Source organism: Roseimicrobium gellanilyticum (genome assembly GCF_003315205.1).
GTDB lineage: Bacteria > Verrucomicrobiota > Verrucomicrobiia > Verrucomicrobiales > Verrucomicrobiaceae > Roseimicrobium > Roseimicrobium gellanilyticum.
Window position 1 is genome coordinate 1 of record NZ_QNRR01000008.1, and the last position, 12,337, is coordinate 12,337.

At 59.6% G+C, this 12,337-nt stretch carries 10 protein-coding genes; 6 read left to right on the forward strand and 4 right to left on the reverse strand.

Features of this window, described 5'->3' with window-relative positions; all coding sequences use genetic code 11:
• Positions 1-352 precede the first annotated feature (352 nt).
• Both DES53_RS20430 and DES53_RS20435 read right to left on the reverse strand, forming a co-directional pair.
• The gene (locus DES53_RS20430; RefSeq protein WP_170157254.1) at positions 353-862 is read right to left on the reverse strand and encodes a hypothetical protein; all 510 of its coding nucleotides are present in this window, start codon (positions 860-862) and stop codon (positions 353-355) included.
• Positions 863-1,031: 169 nt separating this feature from the next.
• Positions 1,032-2,189, reverse strand: a complete 1,158-nt coding sequence (locus DES53_RS20435) for a Gfo/Idh/MocA family protein (protein ID WP_113960174.1) — start codon at positions 2,187-2,189, stop codon at positions 1,032-1,034.
• Between the two features lie 170 nt (positions 2,190-2,359).
• Between DES53_RS20435 and DES53_RS20440 the strand changes: the two genes are divergently transcribed.
• Positions 2,360-3,223 carry an AAA family ATPase gene (locus DES53_RS20440; protein ID WP_113960457.1) on the forward strand — a complete coding sequence of 288 codons (864 nt, stop codon included), beginning with the start codon at positions 2,360-2,362 and terminating at the stop codon, positions 3,221-3,223.
• Between the two features lie 25 nt (positions 3,224-3,248).
• Here DES53_RS20440 and DES53_RS20445 read toward each other — a convergent pair whose 3' ends face one another.
• Together DES53_RS20445 and DES53_RS20450 are read right to left on the reverse strand one after the other, a co-directional pair.
• Complete coding sequence (locus tag DES53_RS20445) at positions 3,249-4,334, reverse strand: hypothetical protein (protein WP_113960175.1); 1,086 nt, start codon at positions 4,332-4,334, stop codon at positions 3,249-3,251.
• Between the two features lie 41 nt (positions 4,335-4,375).
• A complete protein-coding gene (locus tag DES53_RS20450; protein WP_113960176.1) occupies positions 4,376-5,509 on the reverse strand; it encodes a hypothetical protein in 1,134 nt (377 codons plus the stop codon).
• A gap of 334 nt (positions 5,510-5,843) precedes the next feature.
• On the opposite strand from DES53_RS20450, the gene DES53_RS20455 reads away from it, so the two are divergent.
• From DES53_RS20455 to DES53_RS20475, 5 genes are all read left to right on the forward strand, one after another.
• On the forward strand, positions 5,844-7,424 hold the full coding sequence (locus tag DES53_RS20455; protein ID WP_211325627.1) for a hypothetical protein: 1,581 nt from the start codon (positions 5,844-5,846) through the stop codon (positions 7,422-7,424).
• 155 nt (positions 7,425-7,579) lie between these two features.
• Positions 7,580-7,999 carry a hypothetical protein gene (locus DES53_RS20460; RefSeq protein ID WP_147263508.1) on the forward strand — a complete coding sequence of 140 codons (420 nt, stop codon included), beginning with the start codon at positions 7,580-7,582 and terminating at the stop codon, positions 7,997-7,999.
• A gap of 101 nt (positions 8,000-8,100) precedes the next feature.
• Complete coding sequence (gene crcB / locus DES53_RS20465; RefSeq protein WP_113960179.1) at positions 8,101-8,499, forward strand: fluoride efflux transporter CrcB; 399 nt, start codon at positions 8,101-8,103, stop codon at positions 8,497-8,499.
• 155 nt (positions 8,500-8,654) lie between these two features.
• Entirely contained in the window at positions 8,655-9,992 is a 1,338-nt protein-coding gene (locus DES53_RS20470; protein WP_113960180.1) for an outer membrane protein assembly factor BamB family protein, read from the forward strand.
• A 170-nt stretch (positions 9,993-10,162) separates the two neighbouring features.
• Entirely contained in the window at positions 10,163-12,175 is a 2,013-nt protein-coding gene (locus DES53_RS20475; protein ID WP_211325628.1) for a prolyl oligopeptidase family serine peptidase, read from the forward strand.
• The last annotated feature ends 162 nt before the right edge of the window (positions 12,176-12,337 follow it).

Sequence of the window (12,337 nt, forward strand, 5' to 3'; positions counted from 1 at the left end):
CAATGGGAAAGAGGGGACACCAAGCCCTTTGTTCCCTTCGGGTTCGGGCAAGGAGAGATCTTTTTACCTTTGACTTTTGAGACGCGGTGGCAAGCTTCAAGCGCGACACCGCCTTGAGCGGAGTGGCTGGCGATTCGTCGCAGATCCACGATGCTATACCGATGGAAGACAGGGGAACAAGTGTTTCAATCAACCCACTCTTTGGGGAATTGAGAAATCGCTTCGTTCAAAGCGGTGTCGCGCTTGAAGCTTGCCACCGCACTCCACGACGCAAAGCGACTTGGTGTGTGCTGGGTGGATTTTTTGGCGAAGCCGCTCTCGGTAAGTGAAATGAGTCACGCACTTCTTGGCTTCACTTCTTCTTCCCTGGTTCCAACACCTTCACCGTGACCTTCTGCTCATCCGCCGGACGGATGGGCGTCATCAGACGCACGCACGTGACCACGGCGTCCGTGACCTGTTGCACCGTGAAGGGATAACCTTCCGGTGCCTTCGCAGCGGAGGCATTCACCGTGATGACGAGGTGGGAGACATCTCCCTCTCCAGCATCCGTGGCTTCCACCTTGATGCCATAGACAGAGGCGATATTCACATCCTCCTTGTCCTTCCAGGAGCCATCCGTGGGCGGAGTGAAGGGCTTCGTGATGGCGGCATAGGTCGCCTCGGGGGCGGCATAGGCCGATACAAAGGGAACGTCCGAAATCTCGATGATAGGGTCACCATCCGAGCCGTGGAGATAAAGGGGCATCTTCACCGTCATCATTCCCAGCGTGGTCGCTTCTGAGAGTGATGGGCTGGACAGTGCGGTGAATGCAAGCACGAGCAGAAGAAGGGCATGCAGGATGGGTGTTCTGGTCTTCATGGCAGTGAAGAGAATGGGACAGACGAGGGCTGTACGTTTTGCCATGAACTAAAAGAATCAAGCCCCGACGTGTACGCCGGAAGACGTATGCCCGAGTTCGCCTGTACGTAAAAAAATCCAAGGCAGGCATGATGCCCACCTTGGATTTCAAACTTGCGCGAGAGGTTGCTTACACCTCCAGCTTCGTCCAGGCCGCATTGGCCTGCGAGCTCTTCACCACGGCTTCGATGAAGGCCATGCCGCGCACGCCGTCTCCGATCTTCGGGTAGTCGAGCGCCACTTCATCCGGTGCGGTGCCGGCGATAACGGCGCGGATGTGGCTGGCGAAGTTCTTGTAGATGTTCGCAAACGCTTCGAGGTAACCTTCCGGGTGGGCTGGGGGAGTGCGGGTGGCGGCGGCGGCGTTCTTGCCCAGGTAGCCGTTCGCGGTGCGGTACACCTGCATGGGCTGGTCGAGCCACTTCACCAGCATGGTGTTCGGCTCATTCTGGTGCCACTCGATGCCACCCTTCTCGCCGTACACGCGGATGTTGAGATTGTTCTCTTCACCCACGCTGATCTGTGAGGCATGCAGCACACCCTTGGCGCCATTGTCGAAGCGCAGGAGCACGTTGCCATCATCATCCAGCGCGCGGCCTTCCACGAAGGCAGTGATGTCCGCGGCGAGTTCCTTGATGTGCAGGCCGGTAATGTACTCCGCGAGATTCTCGGCGTGGGTGCCGATGTCACCGATGCAGCCTGCCGCACCGCTGCGCTTCGGGTCGGTGCGCCAGCCGGCCTGCTTCTGGCCGGAATCTTCCAGCTTCGTAGCGAGCCATCCCTGCGGGTACTCCACCACCACCTTGCGAATCTTGCCCAGCTTGCCCGCCTTGATCATGTCGCGCGCTTCCTTCACCAGGGGATAGCCGGTGTAGTTGTGCGTGAGGCCGTAGAGCTTGCCGGTCTTCTTCACGATGTCCACGAGCGCCTTGGACTCCGTGAGGTCGAAGGTGGCTGGCTTATCGGAGAGGACGTGGAAGCCTGCTTCCAGCGCGGCCTTGGCCGGGGGGAAGTGCATGTGATTCGGCGTGACGATGGAGACGAAGTCCATGCGCTTGTCCGCAGGCAGCGCGGCTTCCTTCTGGATCATCTCCTCAAAGCTTCCGTAGCAGCGCTCGGCGGGGAGGTAGAGGTCCGCGCCCGAGTCCTTGGACTTCTGCGGGTCTGAGGAAAAGGCGCCGCAGACCAGCTCAATCTGGCCGTCCATGTTTGCGGCAATGCGATGCACGCCGCCGATGAAGGCGCCCCTGCCGCCGCCGACCATGCCGTAACGAATCTTTCTGCTCATGAGAATGCTGTGCTGTAGTGTGAGAGTTGACCTTTTGTGAAGAGGGCGAGTGTGGAGCAGGGTGGGGGAGACGGTCAAGGGCGGGGGTGGGAAAAACTGGCCGCCGTTTCCCGGTCATTTGGACTTTGTGGCTCTGGCCATTTGCCGCACGTGCGGCTATGCTGCGAGCCATGCCGGACCGTCAGCCATGGCTCCTGAAAACACCTCGCGAGGTGAAGGGTGCCGGCTTTGTGGAGGCTTTCGAACTGAAGGAGGAGGAAATCCCCGAGGAGGCGTGGAAGCGGTATCCCTACGCAATCCCCTGTGTGAAAGGTATGGGCAGGCTGGAGCTGCACCCGGCCGTGACCTTCCTCATCGGGGAGAATGGCAGTGGCAAGTCCACCCTGCTGGAGGCCATGGCCGTGCGGCTCGGTTTCAGCGCGGAGGGCGGCAGCCGGAACTACCAGTTCTCCTCCCGCGACACGCACTCCGGCCTGTATGAGCACCTGCGCTGCTCCCGGCGTCCCGGGCGTGAGCAGGACCACTTCTTCCTGCGTGCGGAGAGCTTTTACCCGCTGATGTCCAAGGTGGAGGAGTATGAGACCGCTGACCCCTTCCACGTGCCCTACACGTCCTGGGGTGGCAACACCCCGCACGAGCGCTCCCATGGGGAGGCCTTTCTCACCCTGCTGACGAGGCGCATGGGGGGCAATGGACTCTACCTCTTCGACGAGCCCGAGGCCGCCCTCTCGCCGAAGCGGCAGATGTCCGCTCTGGTGCGCATCCATGACCTCGTGATGGATCACAGCCAGTTCATCATCGCCACGCACTCACCCATCCTGCTCGCGTATCCACACAGCCTCATCTACGAGTGCGGCGAGCACGGCATCCGCGCGGTGAAGTATGAGGACACGGAAATCTTCCGCACCACGCGCGACTTCCTCATGCACCACGAGAGGATGGTGGCCAAGCTGCTGGAGGAGCAGGAGCATGATGAGGAGTGCGAGCCTTCGCAGGAGGGGAAGAAGCCTTTCCGTCGTCGCCGGGGAAAGTAGAGTGCCTTGTGGAACTCGTGCCATCTCACAACTTCGGCGCAGGCTTCAGCTTGGGTGGCGGCTTTAACTCAGTGCCACCCAGCTTTGGCTTCTGAGCGGGCTTCGGTGGTGGAGCTGACTTGGTGGGAGGGGATGGCTTTGACTTTGCGGCAATGGACTTGTCAGCTGGCTGCGCTGGTGGATTCGAGATGGTGTCCGGAATCCTGAAGTCCTCAATCGTGAGTCCGATGGGTGGCTTTGCGACCGTGTCTGGGAGGAGTTCAATCGTGGTCACGGAACTCTGAGGCACGCCCTTGGAGGTGATGGTGGTGAGCGCCGGCATGTGCAGCACGGAAGGGGAACCGTCTGGAAACTCGACCGAAAACTTCCTCCAATCCTCATACTTGGTCACCACATGCATACTGCCCGCGCGTGTCATGTAGTCGTGCTCCACCACCCGCCATGGAGGGAGACCGGGTCTGTTGAGCTTCTCCAGTTTCAGGATGCCGTTGAGTGCTTCATCATCCAGGAGGAAGTGGACTTGATTGGCCGGGGTATCCTTGCCGGTGCGATGTCGCGTGGCACTACGCCTCATGACATCCTGCCACAGTGAGGCGGAGTGGAGGTCAGGAGTCTTGAATACCTTCTGCTTCGCAAGGAAGGGCATTTCCACGGGGGCGAAGAGCGGGTTCCATGCGAACTCGGTAGATGCGAGGTTCTTCGCATCTGCTGGCAGTGGATCAGGCGTGATCAAGATTTTGTTGCCGCCCGTAAAGTAGGCATGATGATAGCGCGGGTTAGGTCGTTCCTGCCGGATTCTGCCGATGTCACTCTCCTTGAAGAATTGATGGTAGACCTTTCCGTCGAAGCAGACCTTGTAGAACATCAGGCCATTCTCATCCACCCTCTCATAGCGCCACATCCCGCGGACGGTCATGAAGCGGTAGTGGAACTTGTGAACCACACTGTCCAATGGTGGATACAGGTTCACGACATATTCATACATGCAGTCCGGCAGGGTGCTGTACTGGTGCTGCAGCGCGACCAGTTCTTCAGGCATCACGTATTCCTCGATAGGAGCGGGTGATTGCGCGCGTGTCTCGGGTATTCCCGAGCTGACCGTGAGCAGCATCGGGAACAGTGCACAGATCCATCTTCGCAGAGTCACGGTTCTCAGAGCTTCGGTGCAGGCTTCAACCCGGGAGATGGCTTCAGCCTGGGCGCCGGTTTCAGTTCAGTGCCTCCCAGCTTGTCTGGCTTTTGTCCTGACGTTGATGGCGGCTTCACCGGTCTGGTTGCCTTCGCCGCTTCGGAGGGTGTTTCATTGACTGGCACAGCCGTGGCGTCATAGACATATCCCGGTGGTGGGCCCACGATGCTCTTGGGAATTCTGAAGTCATCTATCGAAAGCTGGCCCGGCGCCTTCATCACCGTATTGGGCAGCAGTTCAATGGTGACCACGAAGCTTTGTGGTAAGACCTTGGTGGTGATGGTGGTCGTCAATGGCATGTGCAGCACTGCACTCGTATCCTGAGCTTCGCCCAATGGAAAACGCATCCAGCCTTCGTACCTGGTCGTCACATGCCCGCTGGTTGAGCGCGCCAGATAGTTGTGCTCCACCACTCTCCAGGATGGCGGGCCGGGTGTGTCGAGCTTCTCCAGTTTCAGAATGCCGTTCAGTGCTTCATCATCCAGGAGAAAGTGCACCTGGTTGGCCGGCGTTCCTGGCGGCAGACGATGACGCGTCGCACTGCGTCGCATGACATTTTTCCATATCTGGGGAGAGTGGATGTCCGGAATCTTGAACACGGCCGGTCTCGCCATGAAGGGCATGTTCAAGCTGGCGAAAAGCGGATTGAGGCTGAAGTGGGTGTACGCCAGGCGGCGATAGCGTTGTCCGTGGAAGTCGTTCTCGCTGCTAGGCGGTGGAGGAGGATCAGGAAGGATCTCCAGCGTCGGGGAGAGCTTGTGGTAGTTGTAGAACAGCTTCCCATCGAAGCAGACCTTCTCTGCCACCAGGCCGTTCTCATCCAGCCGTTCATAACGCCACATGCCGCGCGCTGTCATGAAACGGAAGTGGCGATGCTTCCAGGACTCGATCGCCGGGTACTGGTGTACGATGAACTCATACATGCAGTCCGGGATGGAGCTGTACTGGCTCTGCAGATTTGCCAGCTCCTCTGGCATCACGTAGTCCTCCACGGGCGCGGGTGATTGTGCCTGGAGTGGGGAGGTTCCGAACGAGGTTGCCAGTATCCATGCCAGCGATGCAAGGATGGTGGAAGTGAAAGAACGCTGTAGTCTCATGACACCTTCATCCAGGGATGGGAAAAACTCGCCATCGCGTCGTCTGTGCTTTCCATTGTCTTCAGGAGGCTACGGGTTTGGCGATGGTGCGGCAAGATGAATTGCCCCTGGGCGATGCCCTTCGGCCGTCTTTTTACATGGCTTTTACACAGGCCTGGATTCCAAGTCCTCAGGCGACCTTGGCGCTGCTGCGATTTGTTTTGATTCCTGCTTTGTCCATGGCCACCATTCCATGGATTCAGAGGGGCCTGCCACGGCTCGCACATTTATGCACTCCCACACTTTTGCACGCAGGTGTTCCTGTGCCATCCGGTGTCTGCTGTTCGCGGCCTTCGTGTTCCTGGCTGCGTCTGCCCGCGTGGAAGCCCAGCGGAACTCCTGGACCTCGGATGATGTCCGGCCTCTCACCAAGTTGCCGTGGCTTGGCGCGGAACTCAGGCCACTTGATGTGATGCTTGATGAAATTTTCCGCGAGCCCAACGAGACCATCCGTTATGCGGTGCTGGCTGAGTATCTCGCGATGATTCCGGTCGAGCAATTGGGTGAGGCCTACAACCGGTGCATCCTTCTTGAAGGGAAACAGACGCCGGATGAGCTGGTGGAGTTCCTTCTGCACATCTGGGCACGTCGTGATCCACATGCCTGCTGGAAAAAGGCAAAAACCCTCTTTGACCTTGTCGGCATTGAGGAGGGAATTCTCTGCTACGACAGCTACATGGACCGCCCAAAGATCACGGTGCAGAATCGGGATGCGTTCCGTGCGTCCAGATACTGGCTCCAGCAGAAGGCGTCCATCCTGGGGTTTATCACAGGGTTGCAGGATTCTCCGTTGCCGGAGGAAGAACGTGTGCGCCTCATGAGGGAGTGTGTGGATATCTGGTTTACGAAGTTCAAGACGTGGCCAAACAAAGGCCTGTATTCGGACTATCGCTGGTCGCTTTGGGGAAGATTCCGCACTTTCGATCTGACTCTGGATGAGCTGCGGCCCTACCCTCTGACTGCGCGAGACAACGGCGCGCGAGCTGAATCGGAGATTGCCCTGCGTCGTTGGCTGGAGAAGGCACCGCAGGAGGCCGTGCAGATTCTGGACAAGATCACGGTGCAAAACGAAGAATGGAAGGCCTACCAGATTTCCGAGATCGAAGCCGGGAGGGAGGTGGGTCCTCAAGGGGCGCTGCCGTTCCCTTCCACCGAGTGGTTGTGGCTCTGGCGCGGGCTGGATCCTGAGGGCATGCTCACGTGGGCCAGGCGGGCAGGGAGCGTTTCCGACCCAGTGGTCCTCGCAGCCAGAGGCATGCTTCTCAGCCAGGTGGATGAGCGTACGCGTGCAGAGTGGTTTCAGGCAGCAAGAGATGCGGATGAGCATGACGCGGTGCTCTCCGATTTGCTCGGTCAGTGGTCCATCTGGGATACAAGGGCCGCCATGCGTACGGCCCTGGGCTTTCAGAAACACGAGTCGCCCCATCTTTCGTCCACGGTCCAATCCGACGCCACCAACAATTTTTTGCCACCGAATCTCAGGCACGGTAATCTCGGCTTCATTCGCGAATTTGACGTGGAACTCCTCCGCAAGCGCTTTGACGACGGCTATCTCTACGACTGGGCTACCGAGGCCATGGAGGCCTGGGGCAGGGTCGATGTGGGCGAAGCGGCCCGTTATGGTCTGGAAGGACTGATGAAGCTGAACCATTACCCGCGCAGCGATTTGATAAAGTTCCTCAAGGGTGAGAACAATGAGTTCTCAGATACTGGGGACATGATTGACCGCACCTTCTGCTATCTCCGTGTCTGGGCCGTGGTGCGACCGGATGAGATGAAAACGTGGATAGCGACTATCCAGGATTCCGCGATGCGTGACGCCCTCACCTGGCTGCTGGAGAATCCGTGGGGGACCGGGGAGAATGTGGAGCAGTAGTTCGGACGTGGCTGAGGGAGGCGCATTTTGAATTCTTCCAATGCAGTCGCGTCAAAGCCCGTTTTATTTGGTCCCTTTGAAAAGCGCATTCCATTGGGTTGGACTATAGAGTCATTGCAGTCTGCTCCGGCATCGCCACCTCATCCCTGTCACTCATGCGAAGACTCGCCCGCATTCTCCCGACCCTGACATTAATGGTCATCTGCCATGGCCTCACACCGGCTACGCTCCATGCCCAGCATCTTGACTGGAAGCTGGAGGACTTCAAGCCAGTCACTGAGCTGCCGTGGGGTGGTCATGATGCAGGCGCCACGGCACGTTTTGGCTTTGCCCAACTGGAGAAATACGGTTGGTATGGGCATCCCAAGGATGAGGTCATCGACTTCTTCGCCGGCAAGAACAATGAGTACCGGGACAATACGAGCGTCATTGATCGCACCTTTTGTTCCGCTCGCGTCTGGGCAGCTACCAAACCCGCCGAGATGAAAGCCTGGGTGGCTACCCTCAAGGATGATAAGCTGCGTGAGGCTCTCACCTGGCTCGTGGACCATCCTTGGGGACCGGGACGCTTTTGAGGCAAGAGACGTGCACCAGTTGCCCAGCCGGGTTTATCTGGCACCCTTCCCGCTCTCCCGCTCTTCCACTTTCCCAGTCATCCCACCTCCCTCTTCCAGCAATGCTCAAGACCTACCTCATGGTGATGCTCGGCGGCTGCTTCGGTGTGTCGGCGCGTCTATGGATGTCCACGGCGATGCAGGCGCGGTGGGGTGAGGATTTTCCGGTGGGCACGGTCGCGGTGAATATCACCGGATGTTTTGTGATTGGACTCTTCGCCGTGCTGACGGCTTCGGAGGGCATTTGGGCTGCGTCGCCACTTGTCCGACAGGCGGTGATTGTGGGGGTGCTGGGTGGATTCACCACATTCTCGTCCTTCAGCATCCAGACACTCACGCTGTTGAAGAATGGGCAACTCACCGCCGCAGTGGCGAATGTGTTCATCTCGGTCCTCGGATGCCTGCTGGCCACGTGGGCGGGCATGTTGCTGGGCGGCTGGATGAATGGGAAAAGCTCCTGAGTGATGGCCCGCGGAGATAGAGACCCGCGCCGGATTTCGTCTTGTTTCTTGCCCTCGTGGCGGGATTTCCCCTATGGTGGAAATCCGTCCTGTAGAGATACTCTTTACCTCAGCCCACCAGCTTCACCCCACCACCACGACGTCCCCACCAGCTGATGAAACCCTGCGCCCTCTTTTCTGCCGCGCTGCTCGCGCTTTGTTCCCTGCCTGCCACTGCCGCCAACTGGCCTCAATTCCGCGGGCCCAATCACGATGGCTCCACCCCGGAGACGGGTCTGCCGGAAAAGTTCTCCCAGAGTGAGAATGTGAAGTGGGCTGCACCGATGCCTGGACCTGCCGCCAGCGTGCCGGCGGTGTGGGGGGACAAGGTCTTCGTGAGCTCGTCAGACCCGGCAAAGCAGAAGCTCATGGCCATGTGCCTGGATGCAAAGACAGGCAAGGTCGTCTGGCAGCACGAGGTGACGGACGGCTACCAGCATGACGACCGCAGCAACCTGGCCTCTCCCTCGCCCTGCACGGATGGTGAGCGGGCCTTCTTCTTCTACGGCACCAGCGTGCTGGTCGCGTATGATTTCGCTGGGAAGGAAGTGTGGAAGCGTGACCTCGGGAAGGACTACGGAAACTTCGGCACGCAGTGGACCTACTCCAGCAGCCCCGCGCTGGACGGTGGGAAGCTCTACATCCAGGTGCTGCAGCGCAATGAGGCCTTCATGTTCCAGAACTTGCAGAAGGGCGACCCGAAGGGGAAGAACGAGAGCTACATCCTCGCGCTCGATCCCGCCACGGGGAAGGAACTGTGGCGGCAGGTGCGCCCCAGCGATGCGGTGGCGGAGTCTTTGGAAGGCTTCAGCACACCGGTGTTTCACACCTACAATGACCAGCGGCAGATGCTCATCAGCGGTGGCGATACCATGACCGGTCATGACGCCGCGACCGGCAAGGAACTGTGGCGCATGACCACCTACAACACGGCGAAGATTGGCCACTGGCGCCTGGTGCCTTCGCCCGTGGCGGCGGATGGCGTGGCCCTGGTGTGCGCTCCGAAGAAGGAGCCGGTGTACGCCGTGAAGCTCGACTCGAAGGGCACCGTGGAGCCTGCGTGGGTCTCCGATGGCAAGGAAGTGAGCAGCGATGTGAGCACGCCGCTCTTCTACCAGGGCAAGTTCTACGTGCTGGACAGCGATCGCAAGACGCTCTCCTGCGTGGAGCCGCGCACGGGCAAGGTGGTGTGGAAGGGTGAATTCCCCACGCGCCAGAAGATTGAGGCTTCACCTACAGGGGCGGATGGAAAAATCTATGCCGTTGATTTCATGGGCAATGTCTTTGTGGTGAAGGCGGGTGGCGACAGCTTCCAGCTTTTGCATCAGGCCGCGTTTGGCCAGGAGGGGACCACCTCGGTAAAGGGCGACCGCATCTGCCGTGCGGGCATCGCCGTGGCCAATGGATGTCTTTACATTCGCGCGCAGGACAGGTTGTATTGCATCGGCAAGTGATTGCCTGATGGGAGGGGTTGATGGTCTATGGTCGATAGTTGATAGCCTGAACCGATTGATGGCGAAACCGAGGAATGAAGGTAGTCAGCGTCGCGCGAGATCAGGTACCACTCGTTCATCATCGCATCGACTCAGGCTATCAACTATCGGCCATAGACCATCAACTCTTTATGAAGCCATTCCATTCCGTGATCCTGGCCCTGCTGCTGGGCAGTGCCGCTACATCCCATGCCCAGCTCGGGCCGAACGGCGCCACCGCGTCCTTCCGCGGCAGCCTTCCTCCAAAGGCGACGGCGCCCATCAGCGCCTCACAACGCACGGCGCTGGAGCGGGAACTGGACACGCTGACCCGCGCCTTCATCGCCGTGAAACGGCATCCTCGCGCTGCGGATGCGGAGATCTTCCTGAAGGCCGTGCGTTATGCGATCGAGTTCAGCGAATGGTATGACAAGACGCCCGAGGATGGTGTGAAGAAGGCGAATGCCCTGCTGGCGGAGGCCAAGAGCCGCATCGAGTCCCTGCGGAAGAATGAAACACCCTGGCTGCTGGGCTCCGGCACGAAGGTGGTGGGGTTCTACTCCCGCGTCGATGGCTCGCCGCAGCCGTACGGGGTGGAGATTCCCGAAGGACTCTCGTGGGGCAGTGGTGCGAAGATTCCCATGTGGGTGTGGCTGCACGGTCGTGGTGATACGGCCACGGATCTGAGCTTTGTCTATGGCAAGCTGACAGCGAAGAAGCCGGGGCAGTTCCAGCCAAAGGGAGCCATCGTCATCCATCCTTTCGGCAGGTACTGCAATGGGTACAAGTCCGCGGGCGAGACAGATGTGCTGGAGGCGCGGGATGACGCCACGGCGAGGTTCGGTGTGGACCCGAATCGCGTGGTGCTCGCGGGCTTCAGCATGGGTGGGGCGGGCGCTTGGCACATGGGTGCGCACTACGCAGACCAGTGGGCCTGTGTGCACACGGGTGCGGGCTTTGTGGATGTGAAGCGCTACCAGAAGCTCACTCCGGAGAAGATGCCTTCCTCCTATGAGCAGACGCTCTGGGGTGTGTATGACGTGCCGGACTACGCGCGCAATTTCTTCAATGTGCCCCTGGTCTCCTACAGCGGGGAGAAGGACTCGCAGCGTGACTCGGCAGAATACATGACGGAGGTGCTGGCGAAGGAGGAGTTCACCCTGAAGCATCTCATTGGCCCCGGCGTGGAACACAAGTATGAGCCCGGCGTGCAGCAGGAGGTGCAGGCACTCGTGGAGGCGGAGATGGAGAAGGGACGCGATCCGCTGCCGCGTCGTGTGGTATTGCAGTTCCGCTCCGGGCGCTATGCAAAGATGTTCTGGATGGAGGTCACTGAAGTGGAGAAGGAGTGGGAGGACACTCGTGTGGATGCAAACATCGCCCAGGGCGGTGTGCTGCGCGTGAACACGAAGAACGTGCGCGCCTTCCGGCTTGACCCCGCGATCGTGCGCGAGGCTGTGGCGCGGCCCTACACGATCTCCATCAATGGCCAGGATATCATTTACAATGAGAAGGCGGAGATCGCGCCCAAGAACTACTACTTCGCGCAGAATGAGTCGGGGAAGTGGAGCATGGCCACGGGTCCCTTCAAGGCCCCCGGCTCTGGAAAAGCAGGTGGTACCACCATTGAGGATGCCTTCCTGGACCGCTTCATCGTAGTCCTGCCGGAGAAGGATAGCTACTCGCCCAAGGTGAATGCCTGGGTAAAGGAGGAGTCACAACACTTCCTCCGCCGCTGGCGCAGCCTGATGCGCGGGGATGCCATTGTGAAACGTGCTTCAGAGATCACTCCTGAGGACATCCAGTCCTCGCATCTCATCCTGTGGGGGGATACGCGGTCGAATCCCCTCATCGCCCAGCTCCTGCCCAAGATGCCCGTGCGCTGGACTGCGGATGACGTGGTGGTCGGTGGCAGGGCAGGGGATGCGGAGACACATGTGCTGGTGATGGGCTACCCCAACCCACTCGCCCCGCATCGTCGCGTGGTGCTGAATTCCGGCCTCACCTTCCGCGAGGCGCATGACCGCACGAACTCCCTGCAGAACCCGAAGCTGCCTGACTGGGCCATCATCGATGTCACCACGCCTCCGGATGCTGAGCGCCCCGGCAAGATCGTGGCGGCGGATTTCTTTGATGAGAAGTGGCAGGTGAGACCGGCGAGGTGAGTTGCCGTTTCATCCGGTTGCTTCAGGGACTTCATTCGCGAACAAATGCCTCTGGGGGCTTGTTATACTCTTATGATGTCGCGCCAGGCCCAAGGAGCGGGAACGCCTCGTTCCCGAACCCCTGACGTGATAGCCTGGCCGCCCGTAACCTGCGCCGCCACA